The sequence below is a fragment of the Pantoea sp. Mb-10 genome (assembly GCF_021272205.1).
Taxonomy (GTDB): domain Bacteria; phylum Pseudomonadota; class Gammaproteobacteria; order Enterobacterales; family Enterobacteriaceae; genus Pantoea.
In genome coordinates, this window is sequence record NZ_JAJSDX010000003.1 from 349,111 (window position 1) to 371,454 (window position 22,344).

Below are 22,344 nucleotides of genomic sequence, written 5' to 3' on the forward strand. Positions count from 1 at the left end.
TAATCCAGAAAATTGCCTCTAAGGAGACATAAGAACGGTCTCGTTAGAATTTTAAATTTTTATCAGAAGGGGTGTTTGAAATGATAAGTAAAGCTTTTGATTTCATTGATTAATTAATCAATGCCCGCTCAATGAATGCTGACGATAGTTGGACTAAAACAAGTTATTTTCTTGAATTTTCTCGCTTAAAAATGCCAGGAAACAGTGAATACGGGGAGCCAGGGCCTGATTGCGGTAAAACACCGCATTGATAGGCAATCTGACGGATTGGGTTTCATTTTCCAGCACCTGAACCAGGCGACCGGCAGCACGATCTTCGCGGCTAACGTAATCTGATATGCGTGCGATGCCTTGGCCCGCCAGCGCCAGATGACGAATAGTTTCCCCACTTGAGGCCGTTATGGTGGGTTTAACCTGCATCAGCTCCCCTTCGTGCTGCCAAACCGGCCAGACGTTATGGGCATCAATGTGGCTAAACCCAATACGCTGGTGGTTCGCCAGGTCGGCCACAGAGTGCGGTGTGCCTTTTTGCGCCAGGTATGCCGGGCTGGCCAGCAGGCGGACGGGACTGCTACCCAACAAGCGCGCACGCAAAGTTGAATCGCGAAGCTCACCGACGCGGATCGCAATATCGGTATGCTGTTCCAGTAGATCGATGACGATATCGTCGGTGTTGAGCTCCAGTTCAATCAGCGGATATCGCTGCTGAAACTCCGCAATTAAAGGCACGATGACGTGCAGCATCAAAGGCGTGGCGGCATTGATCCTAAGCCGGCCCGCGGGCATTTCACGACGCTGTGCTAACTGCGCTTCGGCCTGCTCTACTGAGGCCAGGATCTGCCGGGCGTGGTCGAGAAACAGGCCTCCCTCTTCCGTTAACGCGAGCCGACGCGTGGTACGGTGCAGCAGGGTGGTTTGTAGCTTGTGTTCCAGCCGGCTCAGCGCGCGGCTGATACCCGAACTGGTTTGATCCAACTGTTCTGCCGCGGCGGTAATAGAACCACTGTCCACTACCGTGACCCAGGCGCGCAGTTCTTCCAGTGTGATTTTCACGTTCTCATCTCGATCGTCATGGTGCCTTTACCACAGCCCAGCGGCGTTCACTCCGCATCGACAAAAAGCGCAGCGCATGGTGCATGCGACAAAAGTAAAAGGACGCCGCAGCGTCCCTGTTTTACACTTCGAGATCGGCAAGATCGCCCTTTTCCTGCAGCCAGTTACGTCGATCTTCCGAGCGTTTTTTGGCCAGCAGCATGTCCATCATGCGTAGCGTTTGCTCCACATCTTCATCGTTGATGGTGAGCTGAACCAAGCGGCGCGTGTTGGGATCGAGCGTGGTTTCGCGCAGCTGGAGCGGATTCATTTCGCCCAGACCTTTAAAGCGCTGCACATTGGGTTTGCCTTTCTTGCGTTTGAGCTGCTCCAGCACGCCCTCTTTCTCATCCTCATCCAGCGCGTAATAGACCTCTTTGCCTAAATCGATACGGTAGAGCGGCGGCATCGCGACATAGACATGGCCCTGCTGAACCAGCGAGCGGAAATGCTTCACAAACAGCGCACACAGCAGGGTGGCAATGTGCAGGCCATCGGAGTCCGCATCGGCAAGAATGCAGATCTTACCATAGCGCAGCTGGCTGAGATCTTCGCTGTCGGGATCGATACCGATCGCCACGGAGATATCATGCACTTCCTGCGAGGCTAACACTTCGTCCGAAGAGACTTCCCAGGTATTCAGGATCTTACCTTTTAGCGGCATGATCGCCTGATATTCGCGATCGCGCGCCTGTTTGGCCGAGCCACCGGCGGAATCCCCCTCCACCAGAAACAGTTCGGTTTTGTTGAGATCCTGCGCGGTACAGTCTGCCAGCTTACCCGGCAGCGCGGGCCCGCTGGTGAGCTTCTTGCGCACCACTTTTTTGGCGGCGCGCATGCGGCGCTGGGCGCTGGAGATCGCCAGCTCAGCCAGCATCTCTGCGGCCTGCACGTTTTGATTGAGCCACAGGCTGAAGGCATCTTTCACAACGGCAGAAACAAACGCCGCGCACTGACGCGACGAGAGACGCTCTTTGGTCTGTCCGGCAAATTGGGGGTCTTGCATCTTCACCGACAGCACGTAAGCGCAGCGATCCCAGATATCCTCTGCCGAAAGTTTAACGCCGCGCGGCAGGATATTGCGGAATTCGCAAAATTCGCGCATCGCGTCCAGTAAGCCCTGACGCAATCCGTTAACGTGGGTGCCGCCCTGCATGGTGGGAATCAGGTTTACGTAACTTTCCGTCAGCAGCTCACCGCCTTCTGGTAGCCATAGCAGCGCCCAGTCTACCGCTTCCACATCACCCGCAAAGCTGCCGATAAACGGTTTTTCAGGCAGGGTGGGCAAGCCGTTAACGGCTTCGCTCAGGTAGTCGGTAAGGCCATCCTGATACAGCCACGTTTGCTCGGTGTCGTTGACCTTGTCTTTGAACACGATCTCGACGCCCGGGCAGAGCACCGCCTTCGCTTTTAACAGGTGCTTTAAACGTGAGACAGAGAAGCGCGGGCTGTCGAAAAAGCGCTCATCAGGCCAAAAATGCACGCTGGTACCGGTATTGCGCTTTGCTACGCTGCCGATCACCGCGAGATCCTGCACTTTGTCACCGTTTTCAAACGCAATCTGGTAAACCTCACCGTTACGACGTACCGTGACTTCGACGCGCGTTGAGAGCGCGTTAACCACGGAGATCCCCACGCCGTGCAGGCCACCCGAGAACTGATAATTTTTATTCGAAAATTTACCGCCCGCGTGTAAGCGGCACAGAATGAGCTCAACGGCAGGCACGCCCTCTTCAGGATGGATATCCACTGGCATGCCGCGACCGTCATCAATCACTTCCAGAGACTGATCGGCATGGAGGATCACTTCTACACGTTTCGCGTGACCGGCTAGCGCTTCATCGACGCTGTTATCGATCACTTCCTGGCCCAAATGGTTGGGACGCGTGGTGTCGGTATACATACCGGGGCGACGACGCACCGGTTCAAGGCCGGTTAAGACCTCAATCGCATCGGCATTATAGCTTGATTGGCTCATCGTAACTGTCTGATTGGCAATAGGAATAGGGGTCCATCTTGCGTTTTCAGGGAGCCGTCAGCCCCAGAAAATCAATGATCTGCGCAAAATGGCGTTCGAATCCGATATAAGCATGATTGCCACCCTCTTCGACCGTCTGGCGGCAGGCGCTGTAGTAGTTCAGCGCCTGGCGATAGTCGAGTACTTCATCGCCGGTTTGTTGCAATAACCAGAGCAAATCAGGCGCTTCAAGCGGGTCAATCTGCAAGACTTTCAGATCGTAAATGTGGCGAGACTCTAACACATATTGCTGGCCGGTGTAGGGATTCCGATTTTCTCCCAGGTAATCCACCAGCAGCTCAAAAGGCCTGACGGCGGGATTCACCACCACCGCTGGCAGCATAAAACACTGGGAAAGCCAGGTGGCGAAATAGCCGCCTAACGAAGAGCCGACCAGGCCAAGCGGCTCACCGGCGTGTTGCATCACCAGCTCTTCCAGCATCATCGCGGCATCAGCGGGAAACGTGGGAAGCTGGGGCACCATGACCTCAAGGTGGGGATGATGCGCGGCCACCCAGCGCTGCAGCTGCGTGGCCTTTGCCGATTGCGGTGAACTGTTGAATCCGTGCAGGTAAATCAGCGCCGCCACGGTTAATAGCCCTCTGATTCAAGGTCGGGACGGAACAGATCGCTTTGTAGCCGGTTGACTTCGGTGTGCACCTCGCCATCCGCTCGCAGCGTTAACCAGCGCCAGCCCGGTGCAGCATTGTCGAGAGCGAAGTTGGTACAGTGTGGTTTGAACTGTACGCACGTGGATGGCGAAGCCAACACCCGGCGCCCATGCCAGTCAAGATCCAGCTCCTGATGAATGTGTCCACACACCAGATGACGCGCCCGGGGAAAATGCTGCAGCACGTCATGGAGCTGATGGGGATTGCGCAGGCTGTGCTGATCCAGCCACGTGCAGCCGCAGGGCAAAGGATGGTGATGCAGCAGGACCAGCGTATGGCGCTCAGGCTGCTGGCTCAGCACGCGATTGAGCCACTCCAACTGTTCGTCGCTCAACATGCCATGCGGGACGCCAGGCACCTGGCTGTCCAGCAGCACCAGCTGCCAGTGTTCGCCCAGCAGGATATGCTTTTCTGCCGCGATCCCCGCTTCCGCTAAGGTCGTGACCATCGCTGGCTGAAAATCGTGGTTGCCCGGCAGCCAGACGCACGGCTTCGGCAGCCGCGAAATACCCGCAACAAAATGTTGATACGCTTCGGTGGTATGATCCTGGGCAAGATCGCCCGTGGCGATGACCACATCGTATTCGTGCTGCTGCGCGAGGATCGCGTCCAGCACGGCATCGAAGCTCGACCAGGTATTCACCCCCAGCAGCGATTGATGTTTTCCTGCGAAAAGATGGGTATCCGTGATTTGTAAAATTCGGATGTCGGACCCTTTTGCCGCAGGAAGCGTAAGCAGGCTATCCAAAGCGTTTCCTTAATCTCCACGCCACACAGTTGCGTTGTTTACCCGAAGGTTTCGCTATCAGCAGACAGGTAGTGCCACGGCGCCGTGCGCAAGGCAGTAGCGTAACCAGTCAGCAAGAAATTGGTTAATCTGATGTTTTTCATCGCGCTGGTGCAAATTTTTATTGGGGTAATCATAGCGCGCTTTGAAGCGGTAGATCTGCTGAGTGGAACACACTTCAGCGACCATCGCATCGTGATAGAGACGCACCGACATCGCAGGCAGACTCCAGTAACTGACGGTCGGCGCGATCTGCCGAATTTCCACCCGTGTGGTATAGCGCGTCGACTCTTCGATGGTCAGTTGATAACGGGCGCCGTTCACCTGATACCTCACCGACGCGCCTGCCTCGTCATCACGCGGCAGCAGGCGACGCAGCTGGGCGAAATTGGTTTCGCACAGACGCATCATTTCGGGAAAATCAGGGGTGTAGCGCTGTTTCATTTTCGTTTCCACTCTTCGCGTAATTTTTCATGGTGCAACGCCAGCCATTGCAGGGCGATGACAGAAGCTGCGTTATCAATTATCCCCTCTTCCACCCAGCGGTAAGCCTGTTCCCGGCTCACAACATGGACAAGAATATCCTCATTCTCTTCCTCCAGCCCGTGATTTCCCTGTGCCTGGCTGGCATCCACTTCGCCCACCAGCACCGACAAACGTTCTGACGTTCCGCCGGGACTGGCTAAGTAACTCACAATGGGTTTTACGCGCCCGGTTTCAAGGCCCGCTTCCTCAATGGCTTCGCGCCTTACGACGTCTTCCGGCGTTTCGCCGGGTTCAATGATGCCCGCCACCATCTCCAGCAGCCAGGGCGTGCTACTGGAATCTAAAGCGGGGATGCGAATCTGTTCGATAAGCACCACTTCGTCGCGCAAGGGATCATAGGGTAGCAGCACGGCAGCGTGTCCGCGCTCGAAAACTTCCCGCACCACTTCTTTGCTCATTCCGCCATTAAAAAGCCGGTGGCGGAAGCGGTAGCTGACTATGGAAAAAAAACCGTGGTAGCGCGTGTCGCGTGAAATAATTTCTACATCGTTTTTTGTGAAAGTCACAGGAGATTTTTTTTCAGCCGTCATCCTTTGATTCCTTATGCAGATTGGGATGAAGCGAAGAAAAGACAACCCACCGCTTCGTCCGAGTGGTTCTTTCTGAAATAATTGCGTAAATTAAGCGAAGAAGGCACGTTCAGCCAACTTATCTCTGATGCCGCCTCTGTAAAATCGGCGATTATTTTTTGGCTTATCTGCAGCGCTATCGGTGAAATTTGCTGCAACAAAAGGAATGCAAATGAAAAAACTGCTCCCACTTTTTATTGGCCTGAGCTTAGGCGCTTTTAGCCTCGCCAGCCAGGCAGAAAACCTGTTGCAGGTTTACCAGCAGGCGCGCCTGAGTAACCCCGATCTGCGCGCCTCTGCCGCCGATCGCGATGCGGCTTTCGAGAAGATCAATGAAGCTCGCAGCCCTTTGCTGCCTCAGTTGGGCTTGGGTGCAGATTATCAATACAATAGCGGCTATCGCGATAACAGCGGCCTCCATTCCAACACGACAAGCGCCTCGCTGCAATTGACCCAATCCATTTTTGATATGTCCAAATGGCGCGCGCTTTCCCTGCAGGAAAAAACGGCGGGCATTCAAGATGTCACTTATCAGGTTGCGCAGCAGGATCTCATTCTTAACACCGCCACGGCCTATTTTAATGTATTAAAGGCGATTGATACGCTTTCCTATACTGAAGCGCAAAAACAGTCTATCTACCGCGAACTGGATCAAACCACCCAGCGCTTTAACGTGGGGCTGGTCGCGATCACCGACGTCCAAAACGCCCGCGCCCAGTATGACAGCGTGCTGGCCAATGAAGTGACCGCGCGCAACAATCTCGATAACGCGGTGGAGTCGCTTCGTCAAATCACCGGCATGGATTATTTGTCGCTGGCCTCGCTGAATATTGATCGATTCAAAACCGCGCGTCCCGACGCTGTGGCTACGCTGTTGAAACAGGCAGAGAGCCGCAACCTCAACCTGCTGTCTGCCCGTTTGAGTCAGGATTTGGCGCGTGAGCAGATTCGCTCTGCCGAGTCCGGCCACCTGCCTACGCTTGACCTGACGGCCTCTACCGGCTTGTCCAACAGCAAATATGGCGGCAGCCGTGCGAACCAGAGCGCGGGCACGACGGATTCAATCACGGGTTCAAATCAGGTTGGATTGAGCTTCTCAATGCCACTTTATAGCGGCGGCTCGGTCACTTCTCAGGTAAAACAAGCGCAGTACAACTTCGTTGCCGCCAGCGAGCAGCTTGAAGGCGCACACCGCAGCGCGGTGCAAACCGTGCGCTCCTCTTATAACAACGTCAACGCCTCGATCAGCAGCATTGATGCCTATAAGCAGGCTGTGATCTCTGCGCAAAGCTCCCTGGATGCCATGGAAGCGGGTTATCAGGTAGGCACCCGTACCATCGTTGATGTGCTGGATGCCACAACGACGCTGTTTAATGCGAAACAGCAGCTTTCTGACGCGCGCTATAGCTACCTAATTAACCAGCTCAACATCAAGTATGCGCTGGGTACGCTGAATGAGCAGGATTTGCAGCAGTTGAACGCGACGCTGGGTAAAGAAGTGACGACTACGCCAGAAGTGGTCGCACCGGAAAACAATCAGCAAGCGGCGCGCGTCGATAACGGTCCTAACGCTACCGCGCCGTCATCCGCTGCACGAGCCCATCCGGCAGCCGCCCGCAGCAGCGGAAATCCGTTCAGTCATTAACCCGCAAAGGGCCGCACAGCATGTTGCGGCCCTTTTCGCATTCGAACGTATAACAACGTAAAGATCCCTTCTCCAACAGGCTCGCGGCTTCATTTTACCCCCCTCATCACCTATCCTAACGCCACCTTTGGGCACAGGATGAAAACTATGAAACGGACAAAAAACATTCGCCATGCCGCGTTTCGGAAAAGCTGGCAAGCGCGCCATTTAACGCCTGTGGCGTTAGCCGTCACCGCCGTGTTTATGCTGGCTGGCTGCGAGCAAAATGACGAAACCGTCTCGCTTTATCAGAACGCCGATGACTGTACAAAAGCCAATCCAAGCCAGAGTGCACAGTGCACCACGGCCTACAATAATGCGCTGAAAGAAGCGGAACGCACCGCCCCAAAATACGCCACGCGTGAAGATTGCGTTGCGGAATTCGGTGAGAATCAGTGTCAGCAAGCACCAGCGCAGGCTGGCGTCGGCACCAACAATGCCGAAGCCCAACAGAGCGGCAGCTTCTGGATGCCTCTGATGGCAGGTTATATGATGGGCCGCATGATGGGCGGTGGAGCCGGTTTTGCTCAACAGCCGCTGTTCTCGCCCAAAACCCCTAACAGCCCGGCAAACGGTCAGTTTGTTGATGCGTCAGGTAAAAATTACGGTGCCGCCACCCCGGGACGCAGCATGAACGTGCCCAAAACCGCGATGGCCCCGAAACCCGCCACAACCTCGACCATCACCCGCGGCGGCTTTGGTGAAACCGTGGCGAAACAAAACACGATGCAGCGCAGCAGTGCGACTGGTACCAGCAACCGCTCGCTGGGAGGCTAGGCTCGCGCATGCAACGTATTGCTGTCAGTGAACGCCCGGATTGGCGAGAAAAGGCCACAGAATATGGCTTTCAGTTCCACACCATGTATGGTGAGCCCTACTGGTGCGAAGATGCCTATTATCAGTTCACCCTTGAGCAGATTGACCAGCTCGAAGCGACCACGGCAGAACTGCACCAGATGTGCCTGAAAGCCGTCGAAAAAGTTGTGAACAGCGAAGCCCTTCTTACGCGCTTCTGCATTCCCAAACACACCTGGGATTTTGTGCGCGACGCTTGGGCGTCGCGTCAGCCTTCGCTCTATTCACGTCTGGATCTGGCGTGGGATGGACACGGCGATGCCAAGCTGCTGGAAAACAATGCGGATACGCCAACGTCGCTGTATGAAGCAGCCTTTTTCCAGTGGATCTGGTTAGAGGATCAGCTTAATGCGGGCAATCTGCCCCAAGGCAGCGATCAGTTTAATAGCCTGCAGGAGAAGCTGATTGCGCGTTTTGCCGCGCTGCATCAGCAACACGGTTTTAACTGGCTGCATTTTGCCTGCTGTCGCGATACGGAAGAAGATCGTGCCACAGTGCAGTATCTGCAAGACTGCGCCACCGAAGCCGGGTTACCCAGCGAGTTTCTCTACATTGATGAGATTGGCTTGGGTGAAAAAGGCCAGTTTACCGATCAGCACGACCAGATTATCAGTAATCTGTTCAAGCTCTATCCGTGGGAATTCATGCTGCGGGAAGTCTTCTCCACTAAGCTTGCGGATGCGGGCGTGCGCTGGCTTGAACCGGCATGGAAAAGCATTCTTTCCAACAAAGCGCTGCTACCGCTGCTGTGGGAAATGTACCCAGGCCATCCTAACTTGCTGCCGGCCTACTTTGCTGACGATAAGACGGCCCCGACGCTGGATAAGTACGTTATCAAGCCGCTGTTTTCACGCGAAGGTGCCAACATTCGTATTATTGAAAAAGGCCAGGAGATTGCGCGAGCTGACGGCCCGTACGGCGAAGAAGGCATGATTATCCAGCAGTTCCATCCTTTACCGCAGTTTGGCGACAGTTACACGCTGATCGGCAGTTGGCTCATTGACGATCAGCCTGCGGGTATTGGTATCCGCGAAGATCGTGCCTTGATCACGCAGGATCTGTCACGATTTTATCCGCACACTTTTATTGAATAAGCCTCAGGCCGCCGAATGTCAGGCGGCCTCATTTATCCTACCTGCACGGACATCATGCTGATGGCGCCCATTTCCATTCCTTCGACGGGAATCCTGATGGGCTCATCTTTACCGCGCGCGCCCAATATGTAGAGCAGCGGCAAATAGTGCTCCGCAGTGGGGTTAGCCATGCTGGCATCTGCGTGCTGCTGATAGTTCACCAGCGGGTGTGATGTCATTTCCCCCGCGTCAGCGAGATGTTCACGCACGTATTCATTAAAGCGTTCAGCCCAGGGATAGGCAGAGACAGCGCCCTGCCAGCGCAACATACGCAGATTGTGCACAACATTTCCGCTGGCGATCGGCATGACGCCTTCATCGCGGAGTGCTGCCAGCCTGCGGCCCATGTCAAAATGCCATGCAGCCGGTTTGCTGCTATCAATGCTTAATTGCACGACCGGAATATCCGCCTGCGGATACATTTTGGCCAGCACCCCCCACGAGCCGTGATCCAGGCCCCAGTCGTGATTGGCTTCAACGCTAATCGGCGCCAGCAATTCAATAATGCGCCGCGCTAGCGCGGGTTCACCGGGCGCCGGATAGCGCACGTCAAACAGCGCCTGTGGAAAACCGCCGAAGTCATGAATGGTACGCGGATTCGCCATGGCCGTGACTGCCGTTCCGCGCGTGTACCAATGCGCTGATACAGCCAAAATAGCGCGGGGCCGCGGTAACGTTTGGCCTAAATGCTGCCATGCACGCGTATAGCGATTGTCTTCGAGGACGTTCATTGGGCTGCCGTGGCCCAAAAACAGCGCAGGCATGCGCGTTTCGTTCATGGCGGATCCTTTTCAGATGTTGCTTTATTCACCGCTAAGATACGCGCTTTCCCCCGCGGATTAACGCTGATAAGCATGATGATGTCCATCAGAAAATTTGAAAAACATTACCTGAATTAGGTGCATTGCCGCAAAGGGCGTGGGGAGAGGCGCCAGACTGCACTGGAGAGGCAAGACGCGTCTTAAAAAGACTGCGGAAGACAATATAAATCAATAGCTTATAATGAATAAAGCCAAGCTCGAGACAGGTCTTATAAAAAAAGCCCGTGCAGCATTTTTACACTTCACGCCTTTTCAACATGATGGCGTGGAGCATTATGCTACTTCAGGGAGCTATTTTGTGCCTGGCAATGAATATTTATCACGAAGCGCGAGGCGAACCCATAAAAGGTCAGATTGCGGTGGGCACCGTCACGATGAATCGCGCCAATTGGCAGATTAAAAAGGTTTGCCCGGTGGTTTACGCGGAGAAGCAATTTTCATGGACATCGCTGGCCGCTCATCCCTACCGTCAACCGCCCTCAGAGGACAAAAGCTGGCAGCGTGCGCGCTCGCTGGCAAAAAAAATTGTCGACGGCGAGTTAAAAGATGCAACGCGCGGTGCGACATTTTTCCACACCCATGCTGTGAAACCGGCGTGGCGGCATGCCTTTAAGCGCACGGTCATCATTGGCAATCACGTCTTCTATGCCAAACGCTGAGCATAAAAAAAGCCGGAGAAGTGTCCGGCCTTTACTGCGGGTTATCGCGTTAGCTCGCCTGCAGCGTCTCACGTGCACGGCGGTAGGCAACCAAATCCTCAATCGTGACTACCGGCATATCGTGCTGCTTTGCAAAGATAATCGCCTCAGGCGCACGCGCCATAGTGCCGTCATCATTGGTCAGTTCACACAGCACGCCTGCCGGTTTAAAACCAGCCAGCGTCACCAAATCGAGGGTCGCTTCGGTGTGACCCCCTCGCGTCAATACGCCGCCTTCGCTTGCGCGCAGCGGGAAAACGTGACCGGGACGATTCAAATCGGCGGGTTTGGCATCGTCAGCGATAGCTGCGCGAATGGTGGTGATGCGATCCGCCGCTGACACGCCGGTGGTGACGCCTGATGCCGCTTCGATGGTGACGGTAAAGCCGGTGCCATAGGCGCTGGTGTTTTCCTCTACCATCATCGGCAGCGCCAGCTGCTGGCGGCGCGCTTCCGTAATGCACAGGCATACGATCCCGCTTCCATGGCGGATCGTCAGAGCCATTTGCTCAACGGTCATGGTTTCCGCAGGAAAGATCATGTCACCTTCGTTTTCACGATCTTCATCGTCAAGCACCATGACGCCGCGACCGTTGCGCAGCGCCTCAATGGCGCGTTCTACACGCTGTTCGGGCGTGCCAAATTCAGAAAGAAGCGTCTGATTCATGGTAATAAACCTTATCAATATGAAGTTACCAGAACCAGGGCGAGCTTAGGAGTGCGTGAAAAACACATGGCAAAAACGTGACGCGGGGATGCCCCCCGGCAAATGTCGTTACCCTCTCCCATCCGGACTTTAACCGTCGGCCCCGGAATTACACCGGATCTGCTGACCTTTCACTTTGCAGCAAAAGCGCTCGCGGGCTTTCAGCCATAGCTGATTTACCGCCGGTGGGGAATTTCGCCCCGCCCTGAGAATAAGCGTGGTCACTATAGCGTCAATCACCAGATCGGGCAATCAACAAAAGCGCAAATGGTTTTGCATTGACTGCGGTGGCGATTTCAGGTTTAACCTTTTCATTTCTGGCATTACACTTACTGTTTGTAGAGTCGGAACCCGCGCTGTTATCAGCCACCGTAACCAGGAAATGACCATGATCGACACGAAAAAAATTGAACAACTGGCTCGCCAGGTACACGAAGCCATGCCAAAAGGAATTCGCGACCTGGGCGATGATGTCGAAAAGAAAATTCGTCAGGTTTTACAGGCGCAGTTAACCCGCATGGATCTGGTTAACCGGGAAGAGTTTGATGTGCAGACGCAGGTGCTGTTGCGCACGCGTGAAAAACTGGCTGCGCTTGAGCAGCGTTTGGCGAAGCTGGAGAGCGAGAGCCCAGCGGCTCCCGCGCCTGCGGTTGTGACGCCCGATCCCGCAGGCAAGATTGACACGCCGCAATAACTTACACGGCGGGAGTGCTCTCCCGCCGCGTTTTTAATGGCTGCGAATGGTTTTGATGATGTTGCTGGTCGAAATGCCATCTTCAAAGTTGAGCACGCGAACTTCGCCGCCATTTGCCCACACTTCTTTGCTTCCCGCGATCTCTTCTGGCTTGTAATCGCCGCCTTTTACCAGCAGGTCAGGTAATATCTCCGCGATCAGGCGCTGCGGCGTATCCTCTTCAAACAGCACGACCCAGTCTACCGCTTCTAAGGCGCTGAGCACGATCATGCGGTTATCCTGCGGGTTGACCGGCCGGGTTTCACCTTTTAGCCGCTTGGTCGACGCATCGCTATTAACCGCCACGATCAGGCGATCGCCCAGCTTGCGCGCATTAGCAAGGTAAGACACGTGACCCGCATGCAAAATGTCGAAGACGCCGTTGGTCATCACCACTTTCTCGCCGCGCGCGCGCGCCTGCGCAACGGCCGCTTTCAACTCGGATTCGGTCATTACGCCAAAGCCGGTATCGGGACGGGCATGGATCGCGTTCTCCAGCTCCACCGTGCTGACGGTTGAGGTACCGAGTTTACCGACCACAACGCCTGCCGCCGCGTTGGCGAGGAAACACGCATCTTCCAGGCTGTCACCGGCAGCCAGCACGGCAGCCAGCACGCCAATCACCGTGTCGCCCGCGCCGGTGACGTCATACACTTCCTGCGCCTGCGTGGGTAAATGCAGTGGCGCTTTACCGGGCTGAAGCAGCGTCATGCCGTTTTCCGAACGCGTAACCAGCAGTGCAGAGAGGTCATAATCAGCGATGACCTGCATCCCACGGCTCACAATCTCTTCTTCCGATTTACACTTGCCTACCACCGCCTCGAACTCAGACAAATTAGGCGTTAGCAAGGTCGCACCGCGATAGCGTTCGAAATCGGTGCCTTTGGGATCGATGAGTACAGGCACCTTCGCTTCACGTGCCAGTTGAATCATGGTCTGCACGCTGTTTAAGGCGCCCTTGGCATAGTCAGACAGCACCAGCGCACCTGTCTGCGCCAGCGACTGCCGGAGGCGATCGTGCAGCGGTTCAGGATCAACCTGCTCAAAGCCCTCTTCGAAATCGAGGCGAATAAGCTGCTGATTACGGGACAGCACCCGCAGCTTGGTGATCGTGGGATGCGTTTTCACCGCCACGAAATCACACTCCACGTTCACGTTATCAAGGGTTTCACTCAACACGCGCGCGGCATCGTCTTCGCCAGTCAGGCCAATTAAACGCGAGGCGGCACCCAGCGCAGCAATGTTCATCGCTACGTTGGCGGCACCGCCGGGGCGTTCCTCAATGGTGTCGACTTTTACAACCGGCACCGGCGCTTCAGGCGAAATACGGCTGGTGGGACCATACCAATAGCGATCTAACATGACATCGCCAACCACCAGCACGCGGGCTTTGCCAAAAGCGGGCAGGGTAACTTTCATTCCAACGACTCCAGACAACAGTCAAAATAATGCGCGGATAATAACATACCCCCTGCAGACTGCGAGCCGCAGCTGCACAGCCCAGTGCGCGGGTGCATGCTGCCCAAAGGGATGATTACGCGCCGGGTGGCGCGTTTTCGCTGCGGCCTAACCAGCGCTGCCAGCTCTGCTTTACCGCGTCACGCTCAGCGGCAAAGCGCGCAGGCTCGACGTGCCCCGGCATCGCCTGCAGCGCCAAGTGATGCAAGGCGTCACGCAGCGTGACGTAGGCATGCGTCAGCGCCTGCGCTTCGTCATCCGTCATAATGTGATGACGCGCCATGAGCTCAAAAATACGCACGTTATCTGACCAATGTGTTAACGCCGGCTGTTCCACTGCGTAACGCAGTACCAAATATTGCGCGATAAATTCGATATCGGTAATGCCGCCTTCATCGGTTTTGATCTCCCAGCGCCCTTTATGCTTGTTGCTGAGATGCGCACGCATTTTTTCGCGCATCTCGCGCACCGCGCTTTGCAGCGTATCCGGCGTTCGCGGCAGAGAGAGAATGTGGTGACGAATCAGATTAAATCGCTCACCTAAGGCGGGTTCACCATAGACGATACGTGCGCGTACCAGCGCCTGATGTTCCCACGTCCACGCTTCATTGCGCTGATAATCCTCAAACGCCGCAAACGTGCTGACCAGCATACCCGCCGCGCCAGAGGGGCGCAGCCGCGCGTCGACTTCATACAAAGTACCGGATGACGTCCGCGTGCTGAAAAGATGCATGATGCGCTGGGCAAGACGAAGATAGAACTGCCGACCATCAATAACGCGTTCGCCGTCGGTTTCGGCCTCAGCCGGACAGTCGTGCAGAAACACCAAATCTAAATCCGAGCTGTAGCCCAACTCCCAGCCGCCGAGTTTGCCGTAACCAATGACGGCAAAGCCGCGCTCATTATCCTGCGTAAGGTGAGAAGGTCGACCATAGCGCTGCACCATCATTTGCCACGCCTGCTGTACCACCGACTCAATAATCGCTTCCGCCAGCCATGTTAAGTGGTCGCTTACTTTCATCACCGGCAGCGTTTCAGCGATGTCCGCAGCGGCAATGCGCAACAGTTGCGCCTGCTTAAACTGGCGCAAGGCTTCCAGCTGCTGCTCTTCATCCTCGGCCGGGATACGCAGCAGATATTGACGGAGCTCATCGCGGTAGGCATCGGTGGCCGTGGGCTGGTAAAGCGTGGCCGGATCGAGCAGTTCATCCAGCAATAAAGGATAGCGGGCAAGCTGGCTGGCGATCATCGGAGAGGCGGCGCACAGGCGAATCAGGTGCCGCAGCGCACCGTGATATTCCGTCAGCAATTCCAGATAGGTACTGCGCGTCAGCACGCCCAGCAGTAGCGGCGTCAGGCGCCCCAGGACAATATCGGCATCCGCACGCAGGCACACTTCACTGAGCAAGCGCGGCATTAGCTGATCAAGCGCCATCCGGCCGCGCGGCCCCACGGTGCGACGTCCCACATCCTGACGGAAATCACGCAGGGTGTTATACAGCGCGTGGCGCGCGGTTTCCTCCAGCTGCGGTACCACCGGCGTGACATCCTCTTCTTCCAGTGTGTCCTGCCACAGGGCAGCAAACTCAGCCAGCTGCGGCTGATCGTCCACATCCGGCGCGTCATCGCCAATCAGCTCGTCAAAAATACGGCGCACGCCCGCCATCTGCTGAGCAAGCTGCGCAACCAAACTCTCCCAGTCGGTGGCACCCATCGCCCAAGCCAGTCGCTGGCGATCGAGCGGATCTTCCGGCAGCGTTTGCGTCTGCTGATCGTTGATGCTCTGCAGCAAGTTCTCCAGCCGCCGTAAAAAGAGGTAGGCGCTGTGCAAGTGCGTAATCTGCTCTGGGCTCAACAATCCGAGTTCGCCAATTGCGCTGAGCGTCGGCAGTAGCGATCGCAGCTGTAGTGAGCGCTCACGTCCACCTCGAATTAGCTGGAAGACCTGCACGATAAATTCCGTTTCGCGGATGCCTCCGGCGCCGAGCTTAATGTTGTCCTTCAGGCCGCGCCGACGGACCTCGCGCGCAATCATCCCTTTCATGTTCCGCAGCGATTGAATGACGCTGAAGTCGATATAGCGGCGGTAGACAAAGGGTCGCAGCATTTGCTGCAACTCCTGGCTCCACCTTCCCTGATCGTCACCCATGAGGCGCGCTTTCACCATCGCATAACGCTCCCAGTCGCGCCCCTGCTCCTGGTAATAATCTTCCAGCGCGGCAAAGCTCAACACCAGCGGGCCGCTGTCGCCGAAGGGCCGTAAACGCATATCCACGCGGTAGACAAACCCGTCCAGCGTAGGTTGATCCAGCACTTTTATCAGCCGCTGGCCCATGCGCGTAAAAAATTGGGCATTGTCCAGTTCGCGTCGTCCACCGCGCGTCACGCCGTTTTCGGGCCAGGCAAAAATGAGATCGATATCCGAGGAAAAATTGAGTTCGCCGCCACCGAGTTTGCCCATGCCGAGAATCAGCATGGGTTGCGCTTCTCCCGCGTCATTGCAGGGGGTGCCAAAATCGCGGCAGCAATCCTGCCAAACCCAATCGCGGGCTGCGGCAATGAGCGTTTCGGCCAGCGTGCTGAGCTGCGTCAGGCTCTGCTCTGTGGTGGCGTGTTGTAGCGTCTGCATCCAGGCAATGCGCACCAGCATATGCCGCCGGAAGAGGCGCAGCGCGCGCATCAGCGCGGCTTCCGTATCCACACCCTGCAGCTGCACATTGAGCCATGCGCCATAGTGCTGCCACTCGTTAACGTGGGGCGTATGCTGCTGAAGCTGCGTCCACCATTCAGGATGCTGCTGCAGGTTATCGACCACAAAGTCACTGAAAGCCAGCACGCCCGCCTGTTCGGACGTCAATGCCGCAACCGGTATATCAAGGCGTTCGGCCACGTGGTTAAGCTGCGCCTGCATCAGCGCGGGTATGGGTAACACCATCTTGCCTCTCGGATTCGCTTGTGCGGAGTCGTTAGCGTGGGCTACCGCTGTTTAACCAAAATGGCGCCTGTCGAGCCGCCAGGTTAACCAGCTGGACTAAGCCCTGCGTCTGCTGTTCACGTATGGCCCATTGCAATTCCTGCCAGCCCGTGAGCCAGGCGTTGACGTCTTCCGACGGATATGCGCCTGCAAGCAGGTGTACGGCCAGCAGCTGGCGGTGCAGCCGCGTGGCTTTATCCTGAAACTCATTAAACAGCTGCACGCCGATGAAGGTCTCTTTGAGATCGGCCGCAATGCGGCTCAGCATGATGTCACTGAAGCGCTTAAACGATCCCTGCAGCTTGTTTTTGCTTTTGTCATCCAGCCAGTTTTGCCACTGGGATTCAACCAGCCAATGCGTCAGGGCGAGCTGCGCCTCGACGGCATTTGCGGAGAAACAGAGCTGTTCCGCCGTTAAGGTGTGTTCTGCCAGTTGCTCTTCGACAAGCAATAATTTCTGCCGAATTTCGCTGCTGGCTTTACGCGGTACCAGCGCACCAAACAGGGAAAAGGCCTGGCGCAGCGTCTCCAGCGCCTCAGCAACGCCCTCTTTTGCCTGGGCATTGCCGCGCAGCCACGCCTCTTCATGATACTGCCAATGTGTCAGCCCGGCGGTCAGAGCAGTAACCATGCCCTGCTCCACCGTGGCTTTGGCAGCCGCTTTCTGCAGCGGCAGGGCACGTACCGGATTGATTTCCGAGCCCTGTGCCAATTGATAGCCGCGCGCCGCTTTACTCAGGCTTCCCAGGCGCAGTCCGCCCAGCGCAATGAGCTCCCCGGCAAATTTCAGCATCGTGGCGCGCTGCCCCTGCTTAAGCTCCAGTTCCACTTCATACAACGGCTCACTGCGCTCTCCCGCCGCAACCTCACCGCGATCAAACGCCACTTCGATTTCGCTTTCCTCAACGGTAACGACCCAGGTTTCACGCTGGAAATGGGTACTGAATAAGGGCTTGAGGCGCGGCTGCAGCGCGTGCAGATCGGTTCCCTGCGGCCAGACGTCCTGCGGTAACAGGCTGATCTCCAGCTCGGGGGCTGAAAGTGGGACATTGTATTCCGGCCGCTGATGCAGTCCGCCCACCGTTTTGCCGGCGGTTTTTAAGGTCATTTCGTACTGTTCACCCACACCACGAATGCGCAGTCCCATGTCCCAGCGACGCAGTTGATTATCCTCGGTTTCAAAATAGAGGTTAGTGAGCGCGCGCGCTGCGCTGTGCTGATGGGGCCAGGCGGCAAGCGCCTCAGCCAATTTTTCGGCGGCGGCGGGCGTGGCAATGAACTTTAATTCGATTTCAATGGTCATAATTTTTTATTTAATACGCTGCTGGCACTGAGTAGGTTAATCTGGCGAGAGTAAAGCACCGAAAGCCCCCTGTCTCGGCTTTCTTGTGCTTTTACGGACCTTATCGCACCGGATTGAGACCAGGATAGTTCCCATTCAGATTTTTGAGAAGCGTCCCCAGACTGTGCCAGTAATTTTAAGCCATGAAGAAAAACGATATCGAATGAAAAAAATCACGCTCGCCGCCCTTGCCTTGCTGGCTTTTAGTGCCTTCGCGCCTGCTCACGCCGCTGATGAAAAACGCTATATCTCCGATGAATTATCAACGTGGGTGCGAAGCGGTCCCGGCGATCAATACCGCTTAGTGGGCAAGCTTAACGCCGGCGAACAAGTCACGCTGCTTCAGGTTAACAACGACTCCCAGTACGCCCAGATCCGCGATGCAGAAGGCAAAACAAACTGGATCCCCCTGTCACAGCTCAGTGCCGAACCCAGCCTGCGCACGCGCGTGCCGCAGTTGGAACAGCAGGTGAAAGATCTGACCGCCAAGCTGGCCAACATTGATAACAGCTGGAACCAGCGCACCGCTGAAATGCAGAGTAAAGTCGCCAACAGCGATGGCACCATCGACGGCCTGAAAGCCCAGAACCAAAAGCTGAAAAATGAGCTGATTGTGGCGCAGAAAAAAGTGAGCGCGGCCAACGTTCAGCTGGATGACAAGCAACGCACCATTATCATGCAGTGGTTTATGTACGGCGGCGGCGTGCTCGGCGTCGGTCTGCTACTTGGTCTGCTGCTACCGCATATGGTGCCACGTCGTAAGAAAAACGATCGCTGGATGAACTAACCTACTGCACTGATCCGTTTGTTTCTTCAGGGGTATCGCAAGATGCCCCTTTTGTCGTGTCCGATTGTTAGCCAAAATGTGTAACAATTAACGTTTCATGCGCGCGCGTCGCGCAAGGTTAATTGATCTCTGGAGTGGGTAAGTGAAGACGTTTCTGGTCGGTGGTGCAGTGCGCGATGCCTTACTGCGCCTACCGGTAAAAGACCGGGATTGGGTCGTGGTGGGTGCCACACCTGATGCCATGCTGCAGCAGGGCTTTCAGCAAGTGGGCCGTGATTTTCCGGTATTCTTACACCCGCAAAGCCGCGAAGAGTACGCGCTGGCGCGTACCGAACGCAAAAGTGGCAAAGGCTACACCGGCTTTGTGACGCAGTTTGCGCCGGATGTGACGCTGGAGCAGGATTTGCAGCGCCGCGATCTCACCATCAATGCCATCGCCCAAGCCAGCGACGGTACGCTCATCGATCCCTGGCAGGGTCAGCGAGATTTGGCCTCCCGCACGCTGCGGCACGTGTCGCCCGCGTTCAATGAGGATCCCCTGCGCGTGCTGCGCGTGGCACGCTTTGCCGCCCGTTTTGCCCACCTCAACTTCCGCGTGGCCGAAGAGACGATGGCGCTAATGCGCGCCATGTCGGCGAGCGGTGAATTGGCGCATCTCACGGCCGAACGGGTGTGGAAAGAGACGGAAAACGCCCTGCTGACGCGCAATCCTCACGTTTACTTTCAGGTGCTGCGCGACTGCGGCGCACTGCAGGTGCTTTTCCCCGAACTTGATCGACTGTATGGCATTCCTGCGCCGGCTAAATGGCATCCGGAGATCGATACCGGCGTACATACGCTGATGACGCTGATGATGTCTGCCGCCCTTTCCGACGCGCTGGATGTCCGGTTCGCCACGCTGTTTCACGATGTGGGTAAAGCACTAACGCCGCCGGAAAAATGGCCAAGCCATCATGGTCATGGCCTTGCCGGCGTGCCGATCGTGGAAGCCCTGTGCCAGCGCCTGCGCGTGCCGAACCAGGTCCGCGATTTCGCCCTGCTGGTCACCGAGTTTCACGATATGGTGCACACCATTGAGCGCATGTCGGCGGAGGCCTTAGTGACGCTGTTTGATCGCCTTGATGCGTGGCGTAAACCGGATCGGGTCGAAAAAATGGCGCGGGTCAGCGAAGCCGACGCGCGCGGTCGCGCAGGCATGGAGAGCAACGCGTATCCGCAAGGCGATTATCTGCGTGAGGCATTCGCGCTGGCGCAGGCGGTGCCGACAAAAGCGGTGGTCGAAGCAGGCTTTAAAGGTGCTGCGGTACGAGAGGAGTTAACGCGACGCCGGATTGCCCGCGTCCAGGAAGGTTTGCTGAACGCGCGGCCCGATTAACGGACCGCGTGCCGTGATTACATAAAGATGGCGTACACCGCAGCCGCGACGATAAAACGGTAAATCGCGAACGAAACAAACGAGATACGTTTGATCAGTTCAAGGAAGACTTTGATAGCCAGCAGTGCCACCACAAACGCGGTGATGAAGCCCACGGCGAACATCGGGAAATCTTCTCGGGTGAGGAATCCCATGCTCTTGTAGAGATCCAGCCCGGTGGCGCCTATCATCATCGGCACCGCCAGAATGAAGGAGAATTCAGAGGCCGCATACCGGCTCACGCCCATCAGCATCCCACCGGAAATGGTCGCACCCGAACGCGAGAAACCGGGCCAAAGTGCCAGACACTGGAAGCAGCCAATCATAAACGCCTGACGGTACGTGATGTCATCCACGCCCACCGCTTTAGGCTGCTTGGGCTTGAGAAATTCCGCTACCAGCAGCAGCACACCGCCAACCACCAGCGCATACATGACGTTAATCGGGTTAAACAGCGTTTTGATTTTATCGTGCAGTAACAGGCCAATCACCACCGCCGGTACCATGCCAAGCAGGATATGAATCAGGGTCAGCTTGCCCGTGCCGACGCCTTCATGCCGCTCCTGGCCAAAATGAATGCCAATCAGCCCAAACAAACGGCGCCAAAACATCACCACAACCGCCAGAATCGATCCCAGCTGAATCACTACCTCAAAGGTTTCCGCCTTGTCGCCCTCAAACCCCAGCAGGTGGCCAACAATGATCATGTGCCCCGTGGAAGAGACCGGCAGGAACTCCGTAAGGCCCTCCACAACCCCGAGGATTGCAGCAACCCAAAGCTGATGAATGTCTGCCATCAAAATATTCCCCTATCCGTTTTAAACAGTAAAAAGGCGGTCGCACTCAGCTACCGCCTGAAATTATGCCTACGCCTCGCTGAAGGAAACCTTAAGGATTTCGGTCACTTCGCACCGTTTGGCGCAGCGGCCTCGTTGTGAGACCCACCCTAATTTGGTTTGGTTTCATTGTGATGGCAATCACGGAAAGTTTATTTAGGAATAGTCCCGCGCTCAATACGCACGCCCACGGTGGCTGCCTGAGCCACAGCCCCCGGTTTTCCTACCTTTATACGCACACCGGGCGTTTTGAAACGGTTCATCAACAGATCGGCGATTTCTTCCGCCACGCGTTCAACCAAGGCGAAACGCTGACCTTGCAGGTGGTGGAGAATGGCGTCAGTGACATCGGCATAGCTCAGACAATCGTTCACATCGTCACTGGCGGCGGCGCGACGATTATCCCACGCCATTTCGACATCGAGCACCAGCTTCTGCTGCATGCCCTGCTCCCAGTCGTAAACGCCAATGGTGGTGAAAACGGTGAGTTGCTCTATAAATACGATATCCATGATGTCAGTCTCTGTTTTTAGCCAGGCCGGATACCACTTCCGGCGGATTGTGCGTATTATCCACGCTTAGTGCTAACAAAACGACCCAAAAGGAACGGTACGACGCTATGAGTGCTATCGCGCTTGGTATGATTATTTTCGCGTATCTTTGCGGCTCGATATCCAGTGCGATTTTGGTGTGCAAACTCGCGGGCTTACCTGATCCCCGCACGGCCGGTTCGGGTAATCCAGGTGCCACCAACGTGCTGCGTCTGGGCGGCAAAGCGGCAGCGGCAGCCGTGCTGGTTTTTGACGTTGCCAAAGGCATGCTGCCGGTGTGGATCGCTTATCTCCTGCACGTGACGCCAATGTACCTCGGCTTGACCGCGATTGCCGCCTGCCTCGGCCATATTTATCCGGTCTTCTTTCATTTTCGCGGCGGGAAAGGCGTAGCCACGGCGTTTGGCGCCATCGCACCTATCGGCTGGGATTTAACCGGTTTGATGGCCGGCACCTGGCTGCTGACGGTGCTGCTAAGCGGCTACTCGTCGCTGGGTGCGATCGTCAGCGCGTTGATTGCGCCCTTCTACGTGTGGTGGTTCAAGCCGCAGTTTACTTTTCCGGTTTCGATGCTGTCGTGTTTGATTCTGTTACGCCACCACGACAACATCCAGCGCCTGTGGCGCGGCCAGGAAAGCAAAATCTGGAAGCGGAAAAAGAAATAAAAAAA

General features: G+C 56.0%; 21 protein-coding genes and 1 riboswitch. Of the genes, 8 read left to right on the forward strand and 13 right to left on the reverse strand.

Annotated features, from left to right (window positions below):
• Positions 1 to 153 precede the first annotated feature (153 nt).
• The 6 genes from LU196_RS07620 to nudF form a co-directional block, all read right to left on the reverse strand.
• Positions 154 to 1,053, reverse strand: coding sequence for a LysR substrate-binding domain-containing protein (locus LU196_RS07620; RefSeq protein ID WP_232758476.1), 900 nt, complete (start codon positions 1,051 to 1,053; stop codon positions 154 to 156).
• A gap of 121 nt (positions 1,054 to 1,174) precedes the next feature.
• Positions 1,175 to 3,070: a DNA topoisomerase IV subunit B gene (gene parE / locus LU196_RS07625; protein ID WP_232758475.1), complete on the reverse strand. Its 1,896-nt coding sequence runs from the start codon at positions 3,068 to 3,070 to the stop codon at positions 1,175 to 1,177.
• Positions 3,071 to 3,116: 46 nt separating this feature from the next.
• Entirely contained in the window at positions 3,117 to 3,698 is a 582-nt protein-coding gene (yqiA, locus tag LU196_RS07630; protein ID WP_232758474.1) for an esterase YqiA, read from the reverse strand.
• 2 nt (positions 3,699 to 3,700) lie between these two features.
• Positions 3,701 to 4,528 (reverse strand): 3',5'-cyclic-AMP phosphodiesterase, encoded by an 828-nt coding sequence (gene cpdA, locus LU196_RS07635; protein WP_232758473.1) that lies wholly within the window; start codon positions 4,526 to 4,528, stop codon positions 3,701 to 3,703.
• A gap of 57 nt (positions 4,529 to 4,585) precedes the next feature.
• Positions 4,586 to 5,011, reverse strand: a complete 426-nt coding sequence (locus LU196_RS07640; RefSeq protein WP_232758472.1) for a DUF1249 family protein — start codon at positions 5,009 to 5,011, stop codon at positions 4,586 to 4,588.
• Positions 5,008 to 5,643 carry an ADP-ribose diphosphatase gene (nudF, locus tag LU196_RS07645; protein ID WP_232758471.1) on the reverse strand — a complete coding sequence of 212 codons (636 nt, stop codon included), beginning with the start codon at positions 5,641 to 5,643 and terminating at the stop codon, positions 5,008 to 5,010. Before nudF ends, LU196_RS07640 begins: the two co-directional genes overlap by 4 nt.
• Positions 5,644 to 5,854: 211 nt before the next feature.
• Between nudF and tolC the strand changes: the two genes are divergently transcribed.
• From tolC to LU196_RS07660, 3 genes are all read left to right on the forward strand, one after another.
• Positions 5,855 to 7,327 carry an outer membrane channel protein TolC gene (gene tolC / locus LU196_RS07650; protein ID WP_232758470.1) on the forward strand — a complete coding sequence of 491 codons (1,473 nt, stop codon included), beginning with the start codon at positions 5,855 to 5,857 and terminating at the stop codon, positions 7,325 to 7,327.
• 147 nt (positions 7,328 to 7,474) lie between these two features.
• Positions 7,475 to 8,143, forward strand: a complete 669-nt coding sequence (locus tag LU196_RS07655; protein ID WP_232758469.1) for a DUF1190 family protein — start codon at positions 7,475 to 7,477, stop codon at positions 8,141 to 8,143.
• 8 nt (positions 8,144 to 8,151) lie between these two features.
• Positions 8,152 to 9,315: a glutathionylspermidine synthase family protein gene (locus LU196_RS07660; protein WP_232758468.1), complete on the forward strand. Its 1,164-nt coding sequence runs from the start codon at positions 8,152 to 8,154 to the stop codon at positions 9,313 to 9,315.
• Positions 9,316 to 9,347: 32 nt separating this feature from the next.
• Here LU196_RS07660 and ygiD read toward each other — a convergent pair whose 3' ends face one another.
• A complete protein-coding gene (gene ygiD / locus LU196_RS07665) occupies positions 9,348 to 10,133 on the reverse strand; it encodes a 4,5-DOPA dioxygenase extradiol (protein ID WP_232758467.1) in 786 nt (261 codons plus the stop codon).
• A gap of 317 nt (positions 10,134 to 10,450) precedes the next feature.
• On the opposite strand from ygiD, the gene LU196_RS07670 reads away from it, so the two are divergent.
• On the forward strand, positions 10,451 to 10,834 hold the full coding sequence (locus tag LU196_RS07670; RefSeq protein ID WP_232758466.1) for a cell wall hydrolase: 384 nt from the start codon (positions 10,451 to 10,453) through the stop codon (positions 10,832 to 10,834).
• Between the two features lie 49 nt (positions 10,835 to 10,883).
• Here the strand turns inward: LU196_RS07670 and ribB are convergent, their stop codons facing one another.
• On the reverse strand, positions 10,884 to 11,540 hold the full coding sequence (gene ribB, locus LU196_RS07675) for a 3,4-dihydroxy-2-butanone-4-phosphate synthase (RefSeq protein ID WP_232758465.1): 657 nt from the start codon (positions 11,538 to 11,540) through the stop codon (positions 10,884 to 10,886).
• A gap of 106 nt (positions 11,541 to 11,646) precedes the next feature.
• Positions 11,647 to 11,796, reverse strand: a riboswitch (FMN riboswitch).
• Positions 11,797 to 11,967: 171 nt separating this feature from the next.
• Between ribB and LU196_RS07680 the strand changes: the two genes are divergently transcribed.
• Positions 11,968 to 12,273 (forward strand): ubiquinone biosynthesis accessory factor UbiK, encoded by a 306-nt coding sequence (locus LU196_RS07680; RefSeq protein ID WP_232758464.1) that lies wholly within the window; start codon positions 11,968 to 11,970, stop codon positions 12,271 to 12,273.
• Between the two features lie 33 nt (positions 12,274 to 12,306).
• On the opposite strand, the gene hldE is transcribed toward LU196_RS07680, so the two are convergent.
• From hldE to LU196_RS07695, 3 genes are all read right to left on the reverse strand, one after another.
• Entirely contained in the window at positions 12,307 to 13,731 is a 1,425-nt protein-coding gene (gene hldE / locus LU196_RS07685; RefSeq protein WP_232758463.1) for a bifunctional D-glycero-beta-D-manno-heptose-7-phosphate kinase/D-glycero-beta-D-manno-heptose 1-phosphate adenylyltransferase HldE, read from the reverse strand.
• 115 nt (positions 13,732 to 13,846) lie between these two features.
• On the reverse strand, positions 13,847 to 16,705 hold the full coding sequence (gene glnE / locus LU196_RS07690) for a bifunctional [glutamate--ammonia ligase]-adenylyl-L-tyrosine phosphorylase/[glutamate--ammonia-ligase] adenylyltransferase (protein WP_232758462.1): 2,859 nt from the start codon (positions 16,703 to 16,705) through the stop codon (positions 13,847 to 13,849).
• Between the two features lie 31 nt (positions 16,706 to 16,736).
• Complete coding sequence (locus LU196_RS07695; RefSeq protein ID WP_232758461.1) at positions 16,737 to 18,047, reverse strand: inorganic triphosphatase; 1,311 nt, start codon at positions 18,045 to 18,047, stop codon at positions 16,737 to 16,739.
• A gap of 202 nt (positions 18,048 to 18,249) precedes the next feature.
• Here LU196_RS07695 and LU196_RS07700 point away from each other — a divergent pair, with 202 nt between their 5' ends.
• Positions 18,250 to 18,873, forward strand: a complete 624-nt coding sequence (locus tag LU196_RS07700) for a TIGR04211 family SH3 domain-containing protein (protein ID WP_232758460.1) — start codon at positions 18,250 to 18,252, stop codon at positions 18,871 to 18,873.
• 142 nt (positions 18,874 to 19,015) lie between these two features.
• Positions 19,016 to 20,248, forward strand: coding sequence for a multifunctional CCA addition/repair protein (locus LU196_RS07705; RefSeq protein ID WP_232758459.1), 1,233 nt, complete (start codon positions 19,016 to 19,018; stop codon positions 20,246 to 20,248).
• A 17-nt stretch (positions 20,249 to 20,265) separates the two neighbouring features.
• On the opposite strand, the gene bacA is transcribed toward LU196_RS07705, so the two are convergent.
• Both bacA and folB read right to left on the reverse strand, forming a co-directional pair.
• Positions 20,266 to 21,084: an undecaprenyl-diphosphate phosphatase gene (bacA, locus tag LU196_RS07710; protein WP_232758458.1), complete on the reverse strand. Its 819-nt coding sequence runs from the start codon at positions 21,082 to 21,084 to the stop codon at positions 20,266 to 20,268.
• A 191-nt stretch (positions 21,085 to 21,275) separates the two neighbouring features.
• On the reverse strand, positions 21,276 to 21,635 hold the full coding sequence (folB, locus tag LU196_RS07715) for a bifunctional dihydroneopterin aldolase/7,8-dihydroneopterin epimerase (protein ID WP_232758457.1): 360 nt from the start codon (positions 21,633 to 21,635) through the stop codon (positions 21,276 to 21,278).
• Positions 21,636 to 21,742: 107 nt separating this feature from the next.
• Between folB and plsY the strand changes: the two genes are divergently transcribed.
• Complete coding sequence (gene plsY / locus LU196_RS07720) at positions 21,743 to 22,339, forward strand: glycerol-3-phosphate 1-O-acyltransferase PlsY (protein ID WP_232758456.1); 597 nt, start codon at positions 21,743 to 21,745, stop codon at positions 22,337 to 22,339.
• The last annotated feature ends 5 nt before the right edge of the window (positions 22,340 to 22,344 follow it).

Coding starts and splice junctions, on each gene's coding strand:
- parE (WP_232758475.1), bottom strand. CDS start 3,070: ATGAGCCAATCAAGCTATAATGCCGATGCGATTGAGGTCTTAACCGGC.
- LU196_RS07640 (WP_232758472.1), bottom strand. CDS start 5,011: ATGAAACAGCGCTACACCCCTGATTTTCCCGAAATGATGCGTCTGTGC.
- nudF (WP_232758471.1), bottom strand. CDS start 5,643: ATGACGGCTGAAAAAAAATCTCCTGTGACTTTCACAAAAAACGATGTA.
- tolC (WP_232758470.1), top strand. CDS start 5,855: ATGAAAAAACTGCTCCCACTTTTTATTGGCCTGAGCTTAGGCGCTTTT.
- LU196_RS07655 (WP_232758469.1), top strand. CDS start 7,475: ATGAAACGGACAAAAAACATTCGCCATGCCGCGTTTCGGAAAAGCTGG.
- LU196_RS07660 (WP_232758468.1), top strand. CDS start 8,152: ATGCAACGTATTGCTGTCAGTGAACGCCCGGATTGGCGAGAAAAGGCC.
- ygiD (WP_232758467.1), bottom strand. CDS start 10,133: ATGAACGAAACGCGCATGCCTGCGCTGTTTTTGGGCCACGGCAGCCCA.
- LU196_RS07670 (WP_232758466.1), top strand. CDS start 10,451: ATGCTACTTCAGGGAGCTATTTTGTGCCTGGCAATGAATATTTATCAC.
- ribB (WP_232758465.1), bottom strand. CDS start 11,540: ATGAATCAGACGCTTCTTTCTGAATTTGGCACGCCCGAACAGCGTGTA.
- LU196_RS07680 (WP_232758464.1), top strand. CDS start 11,968: ATGATCGACACGAAAAAAATTGAACAACTGGCTCGCCAGGTACACGAA.
- hldE (WP_232758463.1), bottom strand. CDS start 13,731: ATGAAAGTTACCCTGCCCGCTTTTGGCAAAGCCCGCGTGCTGGTGGTT.
- glnE (WP_232758462.1), bottom strand. CDS start 16,705: ATGGTGTTACCCATACCCGCGCTGATGCAGGCGCAGCTTAACCACGTG.
- LU196_RS07695 (WP_232758461.1), bottom strand. CDS start 18,047: ATGACCATTGAAATCGAATTAAAGTTCATTGCCACGCCCGCCGCCGCC.
- LU196_RS07700 (WP_232758460.1), top strand. CDS start 18,250: ATGAAAAAAATCACGCTCGCCGCCCTTGCCTTGCTGGCTTTTAGTGCC.
- bacA (WP_232758458.1), bottom strand. CDS start 21,084: ATGGCAGACATTCATCAGCTTTGGGTTGCTGCAATCCTCGGGGTTGTG.
- folB (WP_232758457.1), bottom strand. CDS start 21,635: ATGGATATCGTATTTATAGAGCAACTCACCGTTTTCACCACCATTGGC.
- plsY (WP_232758456.1), top strand. CDS start 21,743: ATGAGTGCTATCGCGCTTGGTATGATTATTTTCGCGTATCTTTGCGGC.